The sequence below is a fragment of the Pseudoalteromonas rubra genome, assembly GCF_005887095.1.
Classification (GTDB): Bacteria; Pseudomonadota; Gammaproteobacteria; order Enterobacterales; family Alteromonadaceae; genus Pseudoalteromonas; species Pseudoalteromonas rubra_E.
In genome coordinates, this window is sequence record NZ_PNCI01000018.1 from 21,466 (window position 1) to 43,807 (window position 22,342).

General features: G+C 50.3%; 16 protein-coding genes. 13 read left to right on the plus strand and 3 right to left on the minus strand.

The genetic code is table 11. The features are described from left to right. Positions 1-59: 59 nt before the first annotated feature. The 8 genes from CWB99_RS08820 to CWB99_RS08855 all read left to right on the plus strand — a co-directional run bounded on the left by CWB99_RS08820 (position 60) and on the right by CWB99_RS08855 (position 10,707). Positions 60-1,682 (plus strand): LruC domain-containing protein, encoded by a 1,623-nt coding sequence (locus tag CWB99_RS08820; protein ID WP_138551128.1) that lies wholly within the window; start codon positions 60-62, stop codon positions 1,680-1,682. A 12-nt stretch (positions 1,683-1,694) separates the two neighbouring features. Beyond that, a complete protein-coding gene (locus CWB99_RS08825) occupies positions 1,695-2,297 on the plus strand; it encodes a hypothetical protein (protein ID WP_138551127.1) in 603 nt (200 codons plus the stop codon). A 149-nt stretch (positions 2,298-2,446) separates the two neighbouring features. Further along, positions 2,447-3,949, plus strand: coding sequence for a sigma-54-dependent transcriptional regulator (locus CWB99_RS08830; protein ID WP_138551126.1), 1,503 nt, complete (start codon positions 2,447-2,449; stop codon positions 3,947-3,949). A 256-nt stretch (positions 3,950-4,205) separates the two neighbouring features. After that, positions 4,206-5,459 carry an oligosaccharide flippase family protein gene (locus CWB99_RS08835; RefSeq protein ID WP_138551125.1) on the plus strand — a complete coding sequence of 418 codons (1,254 nt, stop codon included), beginning with the start codon at positions 4,206-4,208 and terminating at the stop codon, positions 5,457-5,459. 13 nt (positions 5,460-5,472) lie between these two features. Next, on the plus strand, positions 5,473-6,495 hold the full coding sequence (locus CWB99_RS08840) for a glycosyltransferase family 2 protein (protein ID WP_138551124.1): 1,023 nt from the start codon (positions 5,473-5,475) through the stop codon (positions 6,493-6,495). Positions 6,496-6,754: 259 nt separating this feature from the next. Then, positions 6,755-8,023 (plus strand): polysaccharide biosynthesis/export family protein, encoded by a 1,269-nt coding sequence (locus CWB99_RS08845; protein ID WP_138551123.1) that lies wholly within the window; start codon positions 6,755-6,757, stop codon positions 8,021-8,023. Continuing rightward, positions 8,020-9,411, plus strand: a complete 1,392-nt coding sequence (locus CWB99_RS08850; protein ID WP_138551122.1) for a GumC family protein — start codon at positions 8,020-8,022, stop codon at positions 9,409-9,411. The genes CWB99_RS08845 and CWB99_RS08850 overlap by 4 nt, the downstream gene beginning before the upstream one ends. Positions 9,412-9,423: 12 nt before the next feature. Beyond that, the gene (locus CWB99_RS08855; RefSeq protein ID WP_138551121.1) at positions 9,424-10,707 is read left to right on the plus strand and encodes an O-antigen ligase family protein; all 1,284 of its coding nucleotides are present in this window, start codon (positions 9,424-9,426) and stop codon (positions 10,705-10,707) included. Here CWB99_RS08855 and CWB99_RS08860 read toward each other — a convergent pair. Then, on the minus strand, positions 10,641-11,147 hold the full coding sequence (locus tag CWB99_RS08860) for an NYN domain-containing protein (RefSeq protein WP_138551120.1): 507 nt from the start codon (positions 11,145-11,147) through the stop codon (positions 10,641-10,643). The genes CWB99_RS08855 and CWB99_RS08860 overlap by 67 nt on opposite strands. A gap of 25 nt (positions 11,148-11,172) precedes the next feature. After that, positions 11,173-11,511: a hypothetical protein gene (locus CWB99_RS08865; protein WP_138551119.1), complete on the minus strand. Its 339-nt coding sequence runs from the start codon at positions 11,509-11,511 to the stop codon at positions 11,173-11,175. Positions 11,512-11,672: 161 nt separating this feature from the next. Between CWB99_RS08865 and CWB99_RS08870 the strand changes: the two genes are divergently transcribed. Both CWB99_RS08870 and CWB99_RS08875 read left to right on the plus strand, forming a co-directional pair. Continuing rightward, complete coding sequence (locus CWB99_RS08870) at positions 11,673-14,321, plus strand: purple acid phosphatase family protein (protein ID WP_138551118.1); 2,649 nt, start codon at positions 11,673-11,675, stop codon at positions 14,319-14,321. Positions 14,322-14,487: 166 nt separating this feature from the next. Then, entirely contained in the window at positions 14,488-16,110 is a 1,623-nt protein-coding gene (locus tag CWB99_RS08875; RefSeq protein WP_138551117.1) for an FAD-binding protein, read from the plus strand. 44 nt (positions 16,111-16,154) lie between these two features. Here the strand turns inward: CWB99_RS08875 and CWB99_RS08880 are convergent, their stop codons facing one another. Next, positions 16,155-17,396, minus strand: coding sequence for an amidohydrolase (locus CWB99_RS08880; protein WP_432760827.1), 1,242 nt, complete (start codon positions 17,394-17,396; stop codon positions 16,155-16,157). Between the two features lie 196 nt (positions 17,397-17,592). Between CWB99_RS08880 and CWB99_RS08885 the strand changes: the two genes are divergently transcribed. From CWB99_RS08885 to CWB99_RS08895, 3 genes are all read left to right on the plus strand, one after another. Beyond that, positions 17,593-18,231 (plus strand): ERCC4 domain-containing protein, encoded by a 639-nt coding sequence (locus CWB99_RS08885; protein WP_138551115.1) that lies wholly within the window; start codon positions 17,593-17,595, stop codon positions 18,229-18,231. A gap of 86 nt (positions 18,232-18,317) precedes the next feature. Further along, the gene (locus CWB99_RS08890) at positions 18,318-19,499 is read left to right on the plus strand and encodes an ATP-binding protein (protein WP_138551114.1); all 1,182 of its coding nucleotides are present in this window, start codon (positions 18,318-18,320) and stop codon (positions 19,497-19,499) included. Continuing rightward, a complete protein-coding gene (locus tag CWB99_RS08895; protein ID WP_171045297.1) occupies positions 19,480-21,942 on the plus strand; it encodes an ATP-binding protein in 2,463 nt (820 codons plus the stop codon). The genes CWB99_RS08890 and CWB99_RS08895 overlap by 20 nt, the downstream gene beginning before the upstream one ends. Positions 21,943-22,342 lie beyond the last annotated feature (400 nt).

A 22,342-nucleotide genomic window follows, 5' to 3' on the forward strand; every position in this document is an offset into this window, starting at 1 on the left:
GCTTCGTGAAATGGTCCTTACAGAATCAATCTACACCCTTTTCATTTGGAGCGACGATTATGAAACGATTTAACCTGCTGTACCCTTTACTGGCCTCAGGGCTTCTCTCTTTCACCGCCGGCGCAGTTCAACAAGTTGATGGTCAGTACGTCTGGCAATTCCAGTCTGGACAGGCGTGGCCCGGTGGCTACAACCAGTCCACGGGTAAGCCAGATTCGCTGATTTACACACGCGACCAGTACAGCCCAGAGTTTTTCCAGCGCATTCAAAACGCGCTACCAGAGGCCAGAGTAAATGAAGCCTTTATCACAGGTGATGAAGGGTCTACCATTCACCTGAATGAAGACGCCGAGGTATTTGTCACCTTTATTCATGAAGGCGCTGGGTACAAAAACGCTTTTGGCTACTTCACCTTTGATGCGCAAAATCCGCCTCAAACCCCAGAGGAAGTGCAGGAAACCATTGTCTTTCCCAACCTCAGTTATCCGCATCTGACTAACGGGCATCGCGTAAGCATAGGTAACTTCCCGGCAGGCACCAGTATCGGCTTTTTTATCGCCGCAAACGGCTTTTGGTACTACAGCGGCGTAAAGCCTTTTAAAACTCCCTACTATTATTCGTTGTCTGACCTTAACCCGGAAAGCGACGAAACCCTGCGCCAGCATTGCGTACTGTTACTGGATGAAGCGCAACAGGAAGTGGTAATCGGGTTTGAAGATTTGCCACGTACCTGGGGCGATAACGATTTCAACGATGCGGTTTTCAGTGTTAAAAGCTCCCCGGCCTCTGCGATTTCGGCCCTTAACCTAACCGTTATGCCAGAGCAAAACGATAGCGATGCAGATGGCATCGAAGACGAACAGGATGAGTTTCCCAACGACTTTAATCGCGCATACAGCCAGTACTTTCCCAGTGCACAAGGGGTGACAACTCTGGCATTTGAAGATAACTGGCCCGCACGCGGCGACCACGACATGAATGATTTGGTCGTCAAACAACGTATCCGAATGACCTACAATGCCGACAATCAAATTACTGGCTTTATCATCAACGGCTGGATCACTGCGCGCGGCGCAGCTTTTCAGAATGGCTTTGGGCTTCGTCTGATGAACAGCGATCCGTCACTGATTAAGCAGGCCAGGTTAACCATAGACGGCCAGAGCTATGACAAACTTGCTGAAGACGGGCAAAGTAACGCGGTTTTATCGCTGTGGAGTGACGCCCATGTATTCACTAACACAGGTCAATCCGGCCAGTGCCAGCACTTTAATACCGTGATGACCTGTGACTATTTTGAGCCCGTGCCTTACACCTTCGATGTCAGCTTTGAACAAGGCCTGGATACGCTCAGTGTGAATGACTTCGATTTCTTCTTGTACCGCACACAAGACCGTTCTCTGGAAATTCATCTGGCGGATTACCCACCGACAGACAAGTTTGATACCAGTCGCTTTGGCAATGTGGACGACACATCCAGTGCGCAGTCGGGACGCTATTTCAGAACGGCCGAGAACCTGCCATGGGCACTGATGATCAGTAATGACTGGCATTACCCCAGAGAGTATCTCGATGTGATTTGGGCATATCCCGCTTATGAAACCTGGGTAGAAAGCAACGGCGAACAAGCTCAGGACTGGTTTATGACCAACGAACGCACCACCCATACCTTCAGCGCACACTAAGAGGATACGATAATGAATACATTCACTAAACTTTTTACCCTAACGTTTGTTTGTTTCACCCTGAGTGCCTGTGGCGGCGGCGGCGGTGGTGAGGGCGGCACACCAAGTTCCGCGACCTCAAGCAGCAATACGACCAGTACGTCTGCAAGTAACACCAACACAACAGTGTCCACGGACACGACTTCAGACCAGCAGGATACGAGCGTCACACCCGCTGAGCCTGCCCCCAGTTACGAGCCTGACCCCAGTTTGCTCGACAGCCAGGCCGAAACCTCCAACGACTTGCATGTGAAAGCGGATTTTAACTTTAGCACCAGTAAGACGGTTACACTGGATCTGAGCGGACAAGACGTTTTGGGTGCAAGTCTGGCAAATAAAATGGTCAAAGTGTATGCCCTGCACGAGGTTGTAGACAGCTACGAAGACCAGGCTATAGCAGACAAAGCACTACTGGCGACCACCCGCTTCAACAGTGCCGGTCAAATCACCATGACTCTGGACGTTCCGGTTAATTACAAAACACTGCTGATTAGTGTGGACGGCATGCTGCAAGACAACCATTTGCTTAGCGAACTGAGCATGCAAACAACCACAGTGGCACATCAATTCAACTGAGCCGACAAACCATTCCTCGCAAAACCGTCTGCCATTCACCTCTGGCAGGCGGTTTTATTTATCACCATAAACTCCACGGTATAAATGCTTCAATTTGTCTAAGACTGTGTAATACTTCTATTAACACGCGTTAACTCTGGCAGGATTACATGGAACCGGTTACTAACATTACCTTGCTGTTTGTCGATGACGAACCCCTTATTCTGCGCTCGCTCAAGCGCGCACTGCAAAATGAGCCCTACACCGTATTTATCGCACAAAGTGGAGAAGAAGGTCTGGCCTTGTTAGAACAGCACCCTATCGACGTAGTCGTGTCGGATAAAATGATGCCCAATATGTCAGGCATTGAGTTCCTGGCTCAGGTTGCAGAGCGATTTCCCGATACCATTCGCATGATGCTGACCGCCTTTACTGAAGTGGAAGACCTGATTGACGCCATTAACCAGGGTAAAGTCTGGGGTTACATGCAAAAGCCGTTCGACATGAGTAATATCAAGCTGACCCTCGAACAGGCAATACAGACAAAGATGCTGGTTGCTGAACGTAATATGTTACGTGCCAGCCTGCAGCGCTACCGCAGCTCAATTCGCTCGCAATTTTATCGCTTTGTTGGCGACTCCATTGCCATGCAAATGGTCTATAAGGCCATTGAAAAAGCCGGCCCCAGCCAGGCCAATGTGTTTATCACCGGGCCCAGTGGAACGGGTAAAGAGCTGGCTGCCGATGCCATTCATCGTGCCAGCACCCGCAAAGACAAACCTTTGGTGTGTATTAACTGCGCCGCCATTCCCAGTGAACTGATGGAATCCGAGATCTTTGGTCATATCAAAGGCGCCTTCTCGGGTGCCGTTACCAATCGAGATGGTGCAGCGACGCAGGCAGATGGCGGTACCCTGTTTCTGGATGAAATTGGTGAGATGGACATGAATTTGCAGGCCAAGATCCTGCGCTTTGTGCAGTCGGGAACCTTCCAGAAAGTCGGCAGCGGCAAAGAAGAAAAGGTCGATGTCCGATTTATCTGTGCAACTAACCGTGAGCCTCATCAGGCCATTGCTGATCAGCGTTTACGCGAAGACTTGTTTTATCGCCTCAATGTCATCGCCATTGATTTGCCTGCATTGCATGAACGCGATCATGACGCGTTACAAATCGCGCAGCACTTCCTGAGTAAGTTCAGCGAGCTCGAAAACAAAGTCTTTGTTGGTTTTTCACCTGCTGCAGAACAGTTGATCTTAAACTACGACTGGCCGGGTAATGTGCGCCAGCTCGAAAACCTGGTCCACAGTTGTGTGGTGATGTCAGACGGGCCACTGATCACCAAAGACACTTTGCAAATGCAGCTTAAACTCAAACCCAGCGATGCCCAGGCTTTGCTCAATGGTCAGTCTGGTGGCTCTGGGCCGATACAAAGCAGAGCACCGCAACAATCAGTCAGCGTGCAGGAAAACGGCTATGCATCGCCTCAGCAGGCAGCCGACATCCCATCTGAAAATCAAATCTGCTCGCTGGCCGAGGTAGAGCGAATTGCCATCGAAAAAGCCATCGCGGCATGTGATGACAATGTGGTGAAAGCAGCCAGTTTACTGGAAGTCAGCCCGTCTACTTTGTACCGTAAAATACAGCAGTGGGGAGACAAGAACACAGGCGCCTGATTTTATCGGGCTCTGCCAAATACGCAGATTGCAAATTGCAAAAACCGGCGTCGCAAAATGCAATCTGCGTGCATTTATCTTTGCCAATGTCTCCTCATCACATCGGCTTCGGCTTTGTAGCCGCCCTGCTATAAGTGATTAAAAAAACCTTTACATTCAAAAGATTAAATACTTCTCACAGATTGATTGCGAGCATCTGAGCGCCTTGGTACGGATTTTGGTTAGTGAAGGTATCCGATATCAAGAGAGCGATGCCATGACACACCCAACCAGCACAATGCGGACCCTGCTCAGCAATACCTCATACCTCATAGGTGCAGAGGTGGTTGCCAAGGCGTCGCGGCTGATCAGTATCATGGCGATGGCCGCTTGCCTGTCTGCCACCGAGTATGGCACGGCGATGCTTGCCCTGACGTTACATGAAGTGTTGAGACTGTTACTGCGCTCTGGTGCTGGTGCGCAGGTGATCCGCGCCAGCGATGACGAATTACCCGCTTTTCTGAAAAACGGTCGGTTGCTGCAATGGCTGTTATGTGGCGCACTATGTGTCGTGCAGGTCCTGGTTGCACTGGCCAGCAGCTGGATGTTTCCGGGTCAGGACATGACTTTGCTGATTGCCCTGATGGCACTGACTTATCTGGTATTCCCGTTAGTCTGTAATCAGGTGTTTCTGATGCAACGCCGAAACCAGATGGGTCTGTTTGGCCTGATCAGCAGCGTGTGTATTATCACAGAAAATCTGGCTCTGGCTGCGGCACTTTACCTCGATGCAGGGCTGCTGGCCGTCGTGATCGGTAAATGGGCATTTACCCTGCTTTGGCTGGGATGCTTTGCCTTCGTCCCTTCATCGTCTATGGCGGGACATTACAGTAAGGCTGTTTTTTCCCGACTGCTGGGTGCATCAACACAGCTTGCAGGCAGCGAAATCTTGCGCTCGCTGCGTGTGAATATGGACATGTTCGTGGCAGCACGTCTGTTGACCCCGGAGCTATTCGGTCTCTACAGTTTTGCCAAAAGCGTGGGCGTGGGTCTGGCGATATCTGTCGCTCAGGCTTACACCACCGCACTCTACCCATTTGTTTGCAAACTTAAAAACGCAGGCAATTTTGGCACCAGACACAGTCACCTGCTGCTCGCTATCACTGCGGCTGTGTCTGCAATTTTTATTCTTCAGGCCGTGCTCGTTCCCTGGTACGTGCCGGTGTTATTCAACGAACATTGGCAGGGTAGTTTTACCACCAGTGCGCTGCTTTGCCTGATAGCCACCAGCACAGTGTGGACCGACAGCTACGCCGTAATGCAACGTGCCGCAGGCCGGTTTGCCCGAGAGTGCCAACTGAATGCTTACTGTTTAGTGATTTCACTGGTTGGGCTGTTAATGATACAGCCAGACCAACCCGATTTACTTGCCGCCGTACTGGTCAGCTGTAGCGCCTTGTGGCTGCTCTTTCCATTGGCAGACTTTGCGCTAAGACGTTGTCACGCTGGCGCAGCAAAATCTTCTTTATGATCCGGAGCCCACTATGACTAACTATGTGATTAACTCGAAACCCGTTGTCAGCATCATCATACCTATGTACAACGTTGAAAAATATATTGATAAATGCATCTGTTCAGTACTCAACCAGACCTATCAAAATTTTGAGGTGATCTGTGTTGATGATGGCTGCAGCGATAATACACTGAGCTATCTGAGAGATTATAAAGATCATCGGATCCATATTATTCGCCAGCAAAACCGGGGCCTGTCCGGAGCACGCAACACTGGGATCCGCAACGCCCGGGGCGTTTATATTGCCCTGCTGGATGCCGATGACTACTGGGCGGTCAATAAACTGGAAAAACACGTCGCGCATTTGAATTGCCACCCCAATGTTGATGTCAGTTATTGTCCTTCTTTGTTTGTGGATGATGACAATAAACAACTGGGCATTGGCCAGTTTCCGAAATTAGACAACATTGATGCCAAAACCATTTTTTGCCGTAATCCGGTTGGCAATGGGTCAGCGCCGGTGATCCGTGCAGCCGCACTTGAAAAAGTGGCGTTTCATGACGAAACCCGCAGCTGGCGTCAGTATTTCGATGAAAACCTCAGACAATCAGAAGACATAGAGATGTGGCTGCGCCTGGCGCTGTATACCGATGCGACTTTTGCGGGGATCCCAGAGCCGCTGACCTTTTATCGCGTCAATGCCAGTGGTTTGTCAGCTAACCTGCAAAAGCAATATCAGAGCTGGGAAAGCGCGGTCAATAAACACCGTCGCAGCCATGCGCAGTTTTTTAAGCAATGTGGATCGCTCGCACGCGCGTATCAGCTCAGATACCTGAGCCGCCGTGCCGTGCAATCTCGTAACACCGCAGCCGCACTTAAACTGATCCACAAAGCGCTGTTTACAGACATTCGCATTTTATTGGAAGAACCTGGCCGCACCGCATTGACCTGGTGCTGTGCACTGACCAGCCTGTTGCCAAAATCCTTGTACGATCGTGCCGAGAAGCTGGCAATGCGCACAATAGGACACGCCAGTAAACATCCTGCGGGCTAACCCTTCGCTCCCGGGCCTGTGCGCTTACCTGCTGTTACCAACTCAGCAAGATAGCGCACCTCGCACCGATGGCCCTTAAGCCAGCTTTCGCTGGCTTCTTTTCATTTTGAAACTGCTTTGCAAAATAGAAAAAAGCCCTCTTAAACACCAATCAAAAAACACCCAAGCAACTGATTTATAACACATTTAAAAATTGGCTCAGTTTATGCTCCTATCTCATTAAGACCACCAAGTGAGAGCCACTGCCAAGGAGCCCAATATGAGACAAGCAACTTCAACCACAGCCCTGATGACCCGTATCTCTGCGTTAGTACTGTGTGTGCTTGGCACTGGCTGCACGCTCAGCCCAGATTACAACGAGGACGATTTCTATGGCATGCCACATGCCACAGGTACTCAGTTCAACCAGTCACACTCGGTGTTTGCATCACGCTTGAGCTGTACTGACGCTGACGACTTTGCAGCTGCGGCAAACTTTCGGGTTGACCAACCTATACCGCTTGCTGCCCCCGGCCTGAATCCCAATGAATCAAGCTACCGAGGTGCATTCGGCGCGGCGCCACTGAGCCCGGGCGACCTTATTCAGGTAAAAATGGAGTATGGCGAAGGTTTCAACGGCGACTATGTACTGGACAGCTCAGGCGCACTGACTTTGCCTGTGATTGAGCCAATTTACGCTGCGGGCTTAACCACCAAAGCGCTGGCGCAAAAAGTGGAGTTGGCGCTTATTCGTGCTAAGATTTTTCGTGCTCAAACTTTGGATGTCACCGTTAAGGTAAAAACCTGGGCCGCCATCGAAGTGCCGGTATCCGGAGCCGTATTTTCACCAGGCCGCGTCACCATCAATGCCAAACTACCGGAACAGTTGTTGGATCAGCAGGTCGCAGCCTCTGGCGACCACTCAAAACAGCGCCTGCTATCTGAGGCCATTCGGGCAGCAGCCGGTGTACGTCCTGATGCCAAGCTGGATCAGGTGATTTTAGTTCGTCAGGGCTGGCGCATCGAAGCGGATCTGACCGGCATTATGACCGGCCAGCCGGTCAAAGACCATGTACTCATTGCCGGCGATCAGGTGATTGTTCCCAGCACCGGCTGTTTTCAGCCCAACCTGGTGAAACCGTCGCAGATCACGCCAAAAGGCTTTCGGGTCTTTATGTCTAACCTGATTGACTCTTCGATGAGTAATGCCAATGCCGCCATCGGCCGCTTTTCCAGCAACCTGCCCTACGGCACTCGCTTATTACAGGCTGCAATCTCTGCCAACTGCGTTGGCGGTAAAGAATACACCAATGCACCACGTCGCGTTGTGCTGGTCAGCAACCATCCGCTGACCGGGAAAACCCAGGTGGTCGAGCGTTCAGTGGAGGAACTGATGCGTAAGTCTTATCGCGACCACATTAACCCTTATGTGATGCCTAATGACGCCATTGCCTGCTATGATTCAGATATCACCAATCTACGTGATATCGCCCGGACGCTGTTAGATATCGTTTCACCCTACTCACTTTTGAGTAAGGAGGACTCATGAACACGCAACTTCAGGTAACCACGCCCTATTCACGCTTCAGAGCTGCAATTTATAATACTCTGCGCAAGCCCTATCTGGTAACTTGCCTGGTCAGCTACGCGATTATTTTACTGCTGGTCTTTGCCTATCTGCAACAGCCAGAAAAATATCGCAGCGAGCTGGACATGGTGCTACCCGGCACAGGTGCCAACAGCAATGTCTCGCTCGATGAAGTGGGCCAGGTGGTGTCATCCACCAGCGCGCCGTTTGGCAAAGGATATAACCCCAGAGTAAATTACAAAGAAATGCTGATGAGCAAAAATCTACTTGAGAATGCAGCGACTTCCATGGGCATGTCAGCTAAAGAGTTTGGCCGCCCTAAAGTGCGCCTGACCGAGCAAACCTCAATTTTAAATATTGAGATCACCGGTGCCAGTCCGCGTATCGCCGAAAAAAAAGCCTGGGCTTTGTACAACGCATTGCAGGACCAACTTGACCACCTGCGAGCCGACGAAGTACAGCGTCGCGATGCCAGCATCAAATCTGTGCTGGACCAGTACAGAGAACGGCTCAACCTGACGCGCAGCAATATTACAGATTTTCAGCAGCGCTCTTTACTGATCAGCCGCGACCAGCTTGACCAGCAAATGCGCACACTGACAAACCTGAAAGAACAGGTGGCTATTGTAAAAGCGGAGATTGGCCGTGCGGAGTATTTTGTCGGCCAGCTCAGTGTTGATTTAGGTGTATCCCCTTCCATGGCGGGCCAGGCCTTTGTATTACAATCAGATGGCGAGTTCAGAGCGTATTTGTCTGAACTGGACAAAAGCGCAGCACAGTTGAGTGAATATCGCTCGCGCTGGGATGATGGCCATCCCATGGTTAAAGCGGAACTGGCACGCTTTGAGCAGTCAAAACTGGCACTCAGATCCCGCTCAGAGGGTCTGGTCGGGATCAATGCGGCTCATGCGTTTCATACCACAGATCTGGCTTCTAACCCCAACCGGGCCCAGCTGTTTGCCGATCTGATCAGTGCCTTTGCAGCTAAAAAAGGCTCAGAAGCAAAACTGGTTGAGCTGGAAAACGAAGTACAGCTGCTCAACGAAAAGCTTAAAGTCTACGCCCGGGAAGCCGCTGAGCTGGAACGTCTGGAGCGTGAGTTTGATTTGGCCAAAGCCGTATTCACTTCAGCCGTGGCACGCCTCGAAGCGGGTAAAGCGGATATTTTTGCCTCTTATCCTGTGATCCAATTAATGTCACCACCGTCTTTGCCTACCAACGCGTCCTCTCCTAAAAAGGCAATTGCCGTTGCAGCGGCGCTGGCTGCTATGATCTTTTTATCGATGGCGGTACTGATGATCAATAAACGTCGGGTGATTATCTCGGCGGTGATGAAACAGCCTGACTAGTCGGAGACAAGCATGTTATTTACCGCCTACTTACCCTTTAAGGAAAAACGCTTTATCAGCACAGAAGAAAAGCTGGTCTGGGCGGGTCTGGTGCTCACCTATCCCGCTTTTATGCTAGGCATGTTGTATGTGATGGGGTCCATCATAGGTTGGGTTATCTTTTTGGTGGTGTTGATGCGCTGCTATCTGGACTTGCATGCCAAACCTCGTCCACTCTCGCCGATGATCTGGTTGTGGATAGTGGCCATGCTGCTTATGTTAATCGCCTTGCTCATCGCCCATAGCGAATGGTCATTGGGCACCGGACAAACCATAAAATCATCCATTGGCTGGATGAAGGGCTGGGCCTTGCTGGCCATTTTTCCGGTGATTGCAGCGCTTGCGAAAATTCGCAAAGAAGTGGTGATCCGGGGCGTATGTATTGTTGCCATTCACACCCTGATTTTCTCTTTTATCTCTTTGGCGTTTTATGTGGTTAAGTTACCGGGTGATATCTTCCTGTCGCCGTTAAAAGTAATTGGGGGCCCGGGTGAGAGATTCTTTATGGTCAGTTTTTACGGCATTAACCCCGAAACAGGCGCCGGACGCTGGCGCTTCTTTACCCCCTGGGCACCCGCCGCCGGCTTTATGGCTTGTATTTATCTGGTGTTTTGTTTGCAGGAAAAAAACGCCCGCATTCGTCGCTGGGCCATTGCAGGTTGCTGGGCCATGTTGATCTTGTCACAATCCCGCGCGGGGATAGCCATCTTCATTATGTTGTTTCCGCTGGTGCTATTCAGCGACAAATTTAAAGAGCCCTGGATGCTCTTACTGCTAGGGATCGCCGTACCTGTTATCCTGCTGCTGGGTGAACCCATCTACAACACATTGATGGATTCGTATGAAGCAGTGAAACAGCAGCGCCCGGGGTCCACCCGAGTGCGCAAAGCGCTGGCGAATATCGCCATTCAGCGCTGGCAGGCTGAAGCGCCTATCTGGGGTCATGGCATTGTCGAGCGAGGACCAAAAATGGTGGAGTTTATGCCCATCGGCTCGCATCACAGCTGGTATGGTTTGCTGTTTGTAAAAGGCATTGTCGGGGCCGTGGCACTGGCCGTGCCCATGCTGGTGTCGAGCGTCTATTTATTATGGGCTTCGCAGGATTCAAAAACTGCACAGACCGCACTGTGTCTGATGGCCGTACTAGTCTGCTATAGCTTTTTTGAGAACCTAGAAATTTTATCGTATCTCTACTGGCCCGCATTGTTATGGTTTGGCTTTGCATTTAGCAGTAAGCGCTCATCAATGGCAATGTAACGGGTAGCCGCGCGCTTGAGCGAGTTCGCGGTCAGCTGAGGGACGCCATATACCTCGACCTCACACTCATGGCGGCTTTGAATGCGCTCAGCTAACAGGTCAAAGTCACCATCTCCGGTCAGTAGCACCACCACATCACAATGTGGGGCACACTCCATGGCATCCAGGGTGATGCCCACGTCCCAGTCGCACTTGGCAGAACCATCCGCTCTTTGAATATAGGGCTTCTGTTTTACCTCAAACCCGATTGCCCGCAAAATATTCTGGAACTGTTGCTGTTTAGGGGCATTGGGTTCACTGGAATACGCCAGCGCACGGTATAAAGTACGATCATGCAGCACTGCCTGCCAAAACGCATTGTAGTCAAAACTTCGGCCATAGGCCTGTCTTGTGGTGTAGTATATATTTTGAACATCGACCAGAATGGCGATTTTTTTCATGGTGTTACGGACCTTTTAGGTTCAATCATGATGACAGCCGTGCACCACACTGAGTGTTAATGAATGCATTGATGCCGTCGTAATAAAATTGCTTGCCAAGTTCCGGCTGTAGCTTAATTGCCTTGTCCAGCGCTGCAAGCAAAGTGTCCGGGTTCCAGGCTTGCAGACACAGGCCATCAACCCCAAGTGGTGGATTCAGTTTGAGCGCATCAAGAAAGCCAAATAAATAGCCCTGGCAACCCTGTCTGAGCGCACTGTGCTGCTCAGAACGACAATCATCGACAAAGTGCATAAGCTGGCTTGGCTGATAAGCTTCACTATGAAAACATATCCAGGCCAACATAAAGATAACACTTACCCGCACGTTTGACTCCTTTATATCGGCTGCATTATGTCCCTACTATATCACAGACCCCAGCCAGTAGGGGTCATAAATGAGACCTCAAAAATTCACATCATTTACACTTTTAATACACCAGTTCCCAGGATAATCCCGCGTTTCGTTCAATTACCAAGGAAACTAACATGACGTATAATCTGCGGGTACTGTCGCTGAGCCTGTTGCTGGCCATTAGCCAGTCCCATGCCCACACCGAAGGGCTGGCGGTCCATCCCTATTTGCAATCTGCAACCCCGACCAGTATCTGGATCAAATGGGAAACCAGCAGTGGTGATGAGTCCATTGTAGAATGGGGCGACACAGCAAAGCTTGGCCAGCAAGCCAGCGGCACCAGCGAAACTGGCTATCTGCTGAGCCGCATTCACGAAGTTCAGCTTACCAACCTGGCACCAGATACGGTGTATTTCTACCGGGTGAGAACGGGTGATACCTACAGCCATGTTCACAAATTCAGAACACCTCCTTTGGCTTCTGCAGAGAAAAGCAGTCGGATCCTGGCAGTCAGTGATATGCAGCGTGACTCGGGAAATCCGGGTAAATTCGGCGAGATCATTAATCAGGGCGTGTTACCTTATGTGCAGCAAGCGCTGGGGCTGGAGTTACAAGACGGTCTTAATATGACCTTGATCCCCGGCGACTTGGTCGACAACGGTCAGGATTACAACAGCTGGCGCACCAGCTTCTTTTCACCCATTGCGGCGCTGGCCAGCTCAGTGCCCCTTTACCCAGCCCCGGGCAATCACGAACGCGATACACCGACTTACTTTAAATATTTTCACCTGCCCGAAAACGGTACACCTGGGTATGAAGAACACTGGTGGTATCAGGATCATTCCAATATTCGCGTACTGTCACTCGACACCAATACCAATTACCGGATTGATGAGCAGCTGATCTGGCTGGACAAAGTGCTGGCCGAAACCTGCCTGCGGACACAAACCGACTTTGTCTTCGCCCAGATGCACCACCCGCATAAGTCGGAGATGTGGATAGCCGGAGAAACCGACTACAGCGGTAAGATTGTTGAACGCCTGGAAGCCTTTTCTACCCGCTGTAACAAACCCAGTATTCACTTTTTTGGCCATACCCATGCCTACTCTCGCGGTACCAGCCGGGATCACAATCACACTATGGTGAACGTGGCCTCCGCCGGGGGCAACCTGGATTATTTTGGTGAATTTGCCCAGCGCGACTACACCGAATTCTCGGTCAGCGAAGACGAGTATGGCTTTGTGGTGGTCGATGTTACCGCCGGTGACGACCCGGCCTTCGAACTCAAACGCATTTCAATGGGCGATGAGCAGGTGCCACTGAACAGCCAGATCAAGGACACGCTGACTGTAAGATTAAACAACACGGCACCGTTTACGCCTAAAATATTAGCCCCCACAGCCAACATTTCAGCAAGCTGTGCCAATGCAGTCGCCACTTTATTTGCGGATCCAGACAAAGACCGCTTTGGTGCTGCACACTGGCAACTTAGTAGCCGCTGTGATGACTTTGGTCAGCCACTGGTCGATACCTGGTATCAACACGAAAACATCTGGGATGGTGTCGATACCCGAGCGGGACTGGCACCAAACCGCTTTGCACTCGGCCAGCTGGAACCCGGTGCTCAGTATTGTCTGCGAGTGAGAATGCGAGACCGTTCACTGGCCTGGAGTGACTGGTCACAACCACACCCATTCACCACCACAGACAGCGCACATCTGACCGATAATCTGTTGCACAACCCGGGTGCAGAGCTGGGCACCGACAGCTGGCAAGGTGAGGGACCACTGGAAAGCCTGACAGATAAAGCCTGTGGCTCAGTGTCACCCTATCAGGGCGAACGCTTTTTTGCCGTCGGGGGCGTGTGTGACAATGAAAGTGACCAGGGTCGGGCATATCAGCGTGTTGATGTCAGCAACTGGGCTGCCAGCATTGACAACGGTACGCTCAAAGCCCTGTACATAGCCAGGCTTCGCAGCTGGGGAGGCAGCGATATTCCCGCTGTTGCGCTTGAATTTCGTGATGCGAGCCTGACACTACTGAGCCGTACAACCGAGGTCAAAGGCAGTAGCGCCAGCTGGCAGCAACATCGCCATGAAGCCCAGCTCCCTGCGAACACTCGCTATATCGATTTTGTGCTGACAGGCCAGCGTACCAGCGGCACTGACAACGACAGCTATTTTGACAACCTGGAGCTAAGACTGGCTGAGCAAAGTAGCTGCACAAGGGTGCCAGACAGAGGGCCGGCTGGCGTAGCCGATGAGTTTATTACCCAAAAACCAGGCAACTCTGAAAATTTACTGCAAAACCACGGCGCTGAAGCAGGTACTCAAGGCTGGAGCGGCGCAGGTCCGGTAGAATCCCTGACCAACTATCAATGTGATTCAATCCCTGCAGCAACCGGCCAGCGCTTTTTTGCCGTGGGTGGTGTCTGCAATGGAGAATCTGCTCAGGGACAGATCAGCCAGAAAATCTCGGTGCAGCACTATGCCAGTTTAATCGCTGCAGGCCAGGTTAAGGTGCTGTACGGCGGCAAGCTTCGTAACTACAGTGGTAAAGACACGCCCTCGATACAGCTGCGTTTTCTTGATAATCGCGGCCAGTTGCTTAATAACAGTGAAAAACTCAGCACAACGGCTGCACAGTGGACAACCGTATCCGGGCAATCATTGCTCCTCGCAAACACAGCCTATATTGAGTTTGTCTTGCAAGGAACGCGTAATCAGGGCAGCGACAATGACAGCTACTTTGATGATTTGATATTGAAGGTAGTGGTTAATTAAGACTCCCGCCGCCGATCCATATCGGCGGTATCTTGAACTTTTTGCATCATGACACTTTTTTGCTTGTTTTTCGCTCATCTCCGGTCCGATATCTGATACATTCAACTTGCGTAAAAAGCACTCAATTTACGCGCCCTCACAGATACGACATAAAAAGGATGTGTTTATGAAACAAGACAAAAACCGCTCTGGCATTAACCCCGACGTTAGCTCCAGACGTCATTTTCTCAAAACCTCTCTGGCAATGGGTGGCGCCATCGGCGCAGCCCCACTGATGCTCAGTAATCCGGCAGCGGCCAGCTCTCAGTATGGTCAGTACCACAAAGTGTACGCCGACGATGCCAGATTTGACTCCATGTTAACCGGTTCCAATCTGAGGTTCCCCAATCAACCTGGCTATATTGCGGTGTGTAGCTCGGCACATGAAGTCTATATGGCAGCACGAGAAGCCGTTGCTAACCACCTCAGGCTCACCGTTCGCTCAGGCGGCCACTGCTATGAAGGCTTTGTGGTGAATGATCAGGGTGTGGTGGTCGATCTGAGCAATATGGATCGCGTCTATCGCAGTGGTGACTATTATGTCGTCGAAGCCGGCGCCTCTTTGGGACATACCTATAAAACCCTGTTTAAGGAGTTTGGCGTGATTATGCCCGGTGGCTCTTGCTTTGGTGTGGGTGTCGGCGGCCATGTCTGTGGTGGTGGGTTCGGCATTCACTCCCGGCAATACGGACTGAGCAGTGACTATCTGGCAGGCGTTGAATTGATATCCTTTGACCAATGGGGCGGGCAGGCCAACTATCCTCGCACCTACTTTAAGGGACAATCTGCACGAGCTGACGAAATTGTCTGGGCACATCAGGGTGGAGGTGGCGGCAACTTTGGAATAGTCACTAAGTATTTCTTTAAAGACTTGCCACCGGTGCCCGCTTACCTGCACTTGCAGGAAATTGCTTTGCCCTGGCATTTGTTCGACTATGATCAGTTTGCCACGCTGCTGCGCAACTTTGGTGAGTTCTGGCAAACACACAATGGGCCCGACAGTCGCTTTAATCCGCTGCATGTTTCGATGGCCATACCCAACTCAGTGGGTGGCAGCGGTGAAATCCGGCTATCCCTGTATTGTAGTGGCGATCCTGCGCTCATTGACGAGTTTATCGATAGGCTGTTCACCCCAGCGCAACTGCAGGATGCCAAAAAAGGGTTACGCACCACCAACCATATGGGCTTACAGGAACAGGAAAATGCGCCTCAGCGCCCGGTACCGCCTGGTAGCTACTTCAGCATGCCCTGGTGGTATGGCACCCAATATGGTGCGGGCACTTTGGTTGGTGCGCGTGGTAAAAATAAATCGGCCTATATGAAAAAGCCTTTTCCTGAGGCCCAGATCCAAACCCTGTGGAACACACTGCGCCATGGTGACTACCTGAGCCCCGGTGGTATGTTGCAGCTGTCATCTTATGGTGGTCAGATCAATGCGCTATCTCAGACAGAAACCGCCGTATCCCACCGAGACTCTATTATGAAGCTGCAATACCAGACCTACTGGTTTGAAGCCGCGCAGGACCCCTATCATATTGGCTGGATCAACGGCTTCTATCACGCAATGTATGGCGATGCGGGTCCGGTACCCGATGAGGTGATGGATGGCTGTTATGTCAACTATGCCGACGTCGATATCCCTGACTGGCAGCATTTATACTACAAACACAACTACGTCAGATTACAGCAGGTGAAACGTCAGTTGGATCCCCACAACCAGCTCCACCATGCTCAATCGATAGAAGTTTAACGCATTAACTGTGAGGCCTCTCCATGGCCTCTGCTACCGCGGCGCTATTTAGCTTGCGCCATATAGTCCAGGGTAAACTCAGTCAGCGCCCGCGTGCCCAGTTTAAACGAAGACTCATCGGCAATGAAATACGGTGAGTGGTTACTGGCAGCGTCTTTGGGATCTGTGCCTTTAGGAGTACCGCCCAAAAATACGAATAATCCGGGCACTTCCATCGCATAGAATGAAAAGTCTTCAGCGCCTGTCACTTTAGGCATTTCAATCATGCCCTGAGCACCAAACACTTTCTCAAGCGTAGGCAGCATTTGCTCAGTCAGGGCCGGGTCGTTCACCGTGACCGGATAACCTTCAATGATCTTTACTTCTGCCGTGTTACCGGAGGCCTGAGCGATATGCTCTGCGGTATGGGTCAGTTTTTTAAATATCTGCGCGCGGTTATCCATATCAAAATTACGTATGGTACCGACCATATTTACTTCTTCCGGTATGATGTTGTTGCGCACACCACCGGCGATTTTACCGAATGACACAATCGCAGGTTCTTTGGTGATATTGATCTGACGACTGACAATGTGGTTAACCCCAGACACTATCTGTGCAGCAGCAGCAATCGGATCTGCGCCGGCCCAGGGTGTAGAACCATGAGTTTGCTCTCCTTTGACACTGATCTCAAAACGATCGGCACTGGCCATAGTTGGGCCACTGCGATATCCCAGCTGACCCACATTCAGCTTAGAGGTAATATGTAAACCAAACGCCACATCAGGTTGGTGTTTCTTAAAGATCCCTTCTTTGAGCATCAATTCAGCGCCACCTTCTTCGCCCTCAGGTGCGCCTTCTTCGGCAGGTTGGAAGACAAACATCACATTGCCTGCGAGCTCATCACGCATGCCGGCAAGTACCTCGGCCGCGCCCATTAACATGGCCACATGGGTGTCGTGGCCACAGGCATGCATAATGCCCACATCCACCCCCCGGTAATTGGTGGTTTTGGTGGATTTAAACGGCAGGTCGTTCTTCTCGGTCACCGGCAGCGCATCCATATCCGCACGCAACATCACAGTCGGCCCAGGCTTAGCGCCTTTGAGCATACCCACCACTCCGGTATACGCTATTCCGGTTTCCACTTCCATGCCCAGCGCTTTAAGGTGTTTAGCCACCTTAGCCGCGGTGCGTACCTCACGATTACCCAGCTCAGGATTTTGGTGAATATCCCGGCGCCATTCAATCACTTTAGGCTCCACCTGCTTAAGCAAACTGGCATGCTCCGCCGCCTGAACGCTCATACTCAAAGCCCCCAGAATCGACGCCAAACTCAGACTCAGCATAGATTTGTTCATACCCCTTCCTTTTATATTTGTTATTAGTCATCAAACAAAATAACAGACAAAATTATTAGGGAAAGAGATTTGCGACAGAGCTGGGATGGCTGCGGTGAGCTAAACTGAACAGGCAAGGTAGCCATAGAACAAGGATTGGATAATGAATATAGTAGCTGATGACCGTGAACAAGCGTCTGGAATACTCCAATTACTCTCTACCTGTCAGTCCGTCAACCTGATAAAACAGCGCCTGACTGTTGGTGACTACCTGATCGATGACTGGCTGATTATAGAACGCAAACAAATCAGAGATCTGCTGATTTCCATCATTGATGGCAGGCTGTTTAGCCAGGCGCAACGGCTCTCTGACTCAGGTTTTCAGCCACTCCTAATCATTGAAGGCAACGCCGCTGATATCCGGGACTGCACTATGGATAGGCGAGCAGTGCTAGGCGCGCTGGCCAGCATAGGACTGATTTATGCCATAACAACACTCAGAACGCACAATCAACAAGAAACGGTAAAGCTTATGCAATATGCTGCGCAGCAGCAGCGCCGTTTAAACTCTGATGTATTGCCGCGCAAGGGTTTTAGACCAAAAACATATATGAGAAAACAGCTATACCTGCTGCAAGGCCTGCCAAATGTCGGCCCCAAACTGGCCAAAAGATTGCTACACCATTTTGGCTCAATTGAAGCCGTATTTAATGCCACCCAGTCCCAGTTAATGGCTGTTGACGGCATAGGCGCAGATACCGCCAAAGCCATTCGGACTATTTTAACGACACCCAGCCTCTAAGATGACAAAAATTTTATTGCCAAAACTTTTGACAATAAATTTATTGTCACTACACTTTGACTATAAGAATTTTGTCAGGAGGCATTATGGCAGGTCAGGTGGTTCGGGGTGATAAATATTTCCCCAGAGAAAAAGATCAAAATAAGCTGTTGCGGCGGCTCAGAGACGGAAGTCACTTGCTGGTCCTTGCCCCGCGGCGTGTCGGTAAAACGTCTATGCTGTTTTACCTGCAAGACAACCCACCCGATGGCTACGTGTTTCTCTATAATATCGTGCAATCCTGTGCAACCGAGCACGAATACTACAAACAGATCATAGACAACCTATTCCATTCCGAGTTTACCGACCAACTGAGTAGCCTTTTTAAATGGGGCAAAGATCAAATTGACAAGTTTCGCAGCAGCATTACCGGCGTATCAGTCGGCGCCACGGGTATCAAGTTTGATCAACAGGACCGTCAGCTCACTCACCGAGATCTCAGCGCCGCCCTCAATGCACTGACACTGGACAAAAAGCTGGTGCTAATCATTGACGAGTTCCCGGATGTTGTTGAGAAGATCTATGATCAGCAAGATCACAAAAGCGCGGAGTCATTTTTATCTGGTTGTCGTGAGTTATGGTCAGAGCAAAGGCTCAACCAACATGTGCAGTTTGTGCTGACGGGCTCAATTGGGCTGGACACGCTGGTGAGCAAAATGGCACTGTCAGATCTCATCAATGTGCTCATCCCGGTGTCTATTGCGCCACTAAGCCAGGCTCAGGGCCGCGAGTTTATCAACACGCTCAACCATCGTGAACAGGAGCCCATCCAGATTGATGCCACAGCGCAGGATTATCTGCTCGACAAGGTTGGCTGGCTGATGCCCTATTACATCGAGATCCTGTGGATGCAGCTGGTTGATGTGTATTTTGATGAAGGACTGGATTCTGTCAGCCCGGCAAATATTGACGCCGCTTACAACACACTGTTCTCGATACAGTATCAATCTCACTTTAATCACTGGGCAGAACGACTAAACCGTTTTGCGGACAGCGAAAAAGCACTGGCAAGTGACGTATTAACAGCGATGTGTGAGCATGCACAGCTGCCGGGATCCCACTTGTTTAACCTCTCGCAGGCAAGCCGATATCAGCAAATCAATTGCCAATACGTGATCGATTGTCTGATCCACGATGGTTATATTTTTATCAATCAGGCGCAGTGTTATCAGTTCACCTCGCCCATGCTCAAAGAATGGTGGGGGCGCTATGCAACTCGACGACTATAAAGAAGGCGTAAAGCTATACAACGCACAAAATGCATCAGACCAGTTCATTAAAACGCACTTTGTGATCCGCCTGAAAGAATACAAAAAAATCTGGCGTGCCATTGCCAGCACCAACAAAGAGGTGCCCGAACAAAATTACCTGATCCAGGGCGTGCGCGGCGCCGGTAAAACCACCTTGCTGCGACGCCTTGCCATAGAGCTTGCACAAAGTGACGTGCTGAACACCTGGCTGCTTCCTGTCACCTTTAAAGAAGAAGAATACGGGATCAGCTCTTTGTTTACGCTCTGGGAGCGCGTTGCTGAAGAGCTGGAAGAGCATTATCATGACCAGTTTGCCGGGCTGCTGGATGGGCTGGATGCCATTGCAGGTCAGGATCCAGACCCTAAAGCCGCGATTCAGTTGCTGAGTGACCGGCTCAAAAAGCAAGACAAACGGGTTGTGTTATTTATTGATAACCTGGTGGAACTATTCGAAAACTTTAATCGCAAAGAAACAGAAATACTAAGGGAAGTGCTCACCACCAACCCTTACTTCAGGCTAATAGGTGGCTCGGCGGTCAGCCTGGAAGCTTTTTACGATCACCAGGCCCCTTTTTACCAATTCTTTGAAGTGATCAATTTAGCTGGATTAGACAAGCCAGATACCGAGGCGCTGTTGCGGGCACTGGCTAGTCACAGTGGTGAACGTGAAGAACAAAGGTTGCTGACTATCCTTGAGCAAGAGCCGCAGCGTATTGAATCTATCCGGCGCTTAACGGGCGGTATTCCGCGCACACTGGTTATTTTGTTTAATATTCTGATGGAAGGCGCCTACGGCCAGACCTATGCACTACTGGAAGAAACCATAGACCGCACCACGCCGCTGTATAAACACCGTATGGACGACCTGGCACCACAGCAAAAACCCATAGTCAACGCCATCGCACTGCACTGGGATGCCATTTCAGCCAAGGAGATAGCCGAAAAAACCCGCCTGCCCAGCAAAAATATCTCGGCCCAGCTCAGCCAGCTGGAGAAAAACTGGGTCATCGAGAAAATCAAAACTGATAGCAAGAACAACCTGTATCGCATCAAGGAGCGCTTTTTTAATATCTGGTATCTGATGCGCTATGGCAGACGCCGGGACAAAAACCGGGTCCTTTGGCTAACGCGTTTTATGGAAGTCTGGTGCGTTGGCGACGAGCTAAAACACCGCAGCCAGTCTTTTCTTGCGCAACTCACAGGCCAATGCCATCCCCAAGCCACACTGACGTTTGCCAATGCATTGTTGTGTAGTGACCAGCTTGAACACACAGACAAACAACAAATTCTTGAGCAAACTCAGCAGTATCTGAGCAGCGCGGGGCACACCGCACTGAGTAAAGAGCTGATTGATATCACAGATGTGCAGGATGATAAAAACAAACAGATCCTGATTGAGTGGCTGCAAAGTGACGAGCCGGCAGATATGACTGAGGCCGTTAAAGAGGCTGTGAGTGCACTTTCTGTAAAGAGCATTTGTCAGGTCGCCATGGCCAAGGGCAAAGACATTAAATCAAGTAAACTAATCACGCTCGCCGAAGCATTAGAAGAAATAGATAGCATTAAAGGCCTCATATTTAAAGGCATTGCCTACTTGAGATCAGGCAAAAGTGCTGATGCGGAGTTGGCATTAAAGCAAATCACAGACATAGAACCAGGGAATACCTTTGCCGCAATGGGGTTGAACCGAATTTATCAAAATTCAGCTCAATGGGATAAGGCCCGAATAGCTTTACAAGCTGCAGAATCTGAACTGCAAAGCAGTCTCCCAGGTTACTATCACAGAAACATAGGTGAAATATACCATCAACTAGGTGAATATGACCTTTCAGAACAACACTTTCTATCCGCTCTGGACGCTGGAGAACCTGTATTGGCCATGTTGGGCTGTCTAAACGTGTACAAAGCAAACTTCTCACAGGCAATTGACTATTTTGAGCAACTCCTTAGCAACGATAAAAGCCATGTGATTTATACCATGCTGGCATGGTGCTACTACTTCCAGGCAGATCCAATCAACAAATTTGCGGCTTTACAATGCGCCAGGCAGGGAATGGAAAAAACCCCATCGTCAAATTCCACTGCCGCACTAATTCGAGCTATGTTATGGAATAACCTCTTTCAAGACGCAACCCAAACCATGGACGTGCTACTCAGTCAGAATGGCGTACTTGACAGTGCTGATGAGCCCCTGCTCACAGGTCTCTTTATTCCATTCCTAGCCAAAGGCCAGACGAACCTGGTTGAGCGCTGGTTCGATCAATACGAACTGAAAGAACGTTTTAAGCCCATCTACTATGCCCTGATGACCTTGATACAGGATAAATATCCCAATGAGGTATTAAAAATGGGCGAAGAGCTTAAAGAAACCGTTGATGAAGTGCTCAACGAAATAGAAGATTGGTCGGTGAAATATGCTTAAAAGTAGGCATCAAGAAAGTAGTGAGCGAGTGCCACACACTTTCTGTTCGCTCAATGATTCTTTTCATTACGGCTATGTGACCCTGGCGGAGCGATGTCACTTCGTAGCAGACATGCTCCCCCCTCCTTCGTCATACCGGCCTTGAGCCGGTATCTACTCACAAACCAAAAGTGGGATCATCAGAGCCTTTACAGTCAAACAGAACTGTAAAATACGAGTGGTTGGTAAGCAGATCCCGCGTCAAGCGCGGGACGACACAGAGCGGTGTTTGAATTAAGGGTTTTAAGGTTAGTTGCCAAACCTGACGCCAATATTAAATGCTCTACTATTATACTGGCCCTCTCCTTCGTCATACCGGCCTTGAGCCGGTATCTACCCACAGACTAAAAAGGGGGTCATC

Bases quoted from the DNA above. Each gene is read 5' to 3' on its own strand.
- CWB99_RS08820 (WP_138551128.1), top strand. From the start codon at position 60: ATGAAACGATTTAACCTGCTGTACCCTTTACTGGCCTCAGGGCTTCTC.
- CWB99_RS08825 (WP_138551127.1), top strand. From the start codon at position 1,695: ATGAATACATTCACTAAACTTTTTACCCTAACGTTTGTTTGTTTCACC.
- CWB99_RS08830 (WP_138551126.1), top strand. From the start codon at position 2,447: ATGGAACCGGTTACTAACATTACCTTGCTGTTTGTCGATGACGAACCC.
- CWB99_RS08835 (WP_138551125.1), top strand. From the start codon at position 4,206: ATGACACACCCAACCAGCACAATGCGGACCCTGCTCAGCAATACCTCA.
- CWB99_RS08840 (WP_138551124.1), top strand. From the start codon at position 5,473: ATGACTAACTATGTGATTAACTCGAAACCCGTTGTCAGCATCATCATA.
- CWB99_RS08845 (WP_138551123.1), top strand. From the start codon at position 6,755: ATGAGACAAGCAACTTCAACCACAGCCCTGATGACCCGTATCTCTGCG.
- CWB99_RS08850 (WP_138551122.1), top strand. From the start codon at position 8,020: ATGAACACGCAACTTCAGGTAACCACGCCCTATTCACGCTTCAGAGCT.
- CWB99_RS08855 (WP_138551121.1), top strand. From the start codon at position 9,424: ATGTTATTTACCGCCTACTTACCCTTTAAGGAAAAACGCTTTATCAGC.
- CWB99_RS08860 (WP_138551120.1), bottom strand. From the start codon at position 11,147: ATGAAAAAAATCGCCATTCTGGTCGATGTTCAAAATATATACTACACC.
- CWB99_RS08870 (WP_138551118.1), top strand. From the start codon at position 11,673: ATGACGTATAATCTGCGGGTACTGTCGCTGAGCCTGTTGCTGGCCATT.
- CWB99_RS08875 (WP_138551117.1), top strand. From the start codon at position 14,488: ATGAAACAAGACAAAAACCGCTCTGGCATTAACCCCGACGTTAGCTCC.
- CWB99_RS08880 (WP_432760827.1), bottom strand. From the start codon at position 17,396: ATGAGCGTTCAGGCGGCGGAGCATGCCAGTTTGCTTAAGCAGGTGGAG.
- CWB99_RS08885 (WP_138551115.1), top strand. From the start codon at position 17,593: ATGAATATAGTAGCTGATGACCGTGAACAAGCGTCTGGAATACTCCAA.
- CWB99_RS08890 (WP_138551114.1), top strand. From the start codon at position 18,318: ATGGCAGGTCAGGTGGTTCGGGGTGATAAATATTTCCCCAGAGAAAAA.
- CWB99_RS08895 (WP_171045297.1), top strand. From the start codon at position 19,480: ATGCAACTCGACGACTATAAAGAAGGCGTAAAGCTATACAACGCACAA.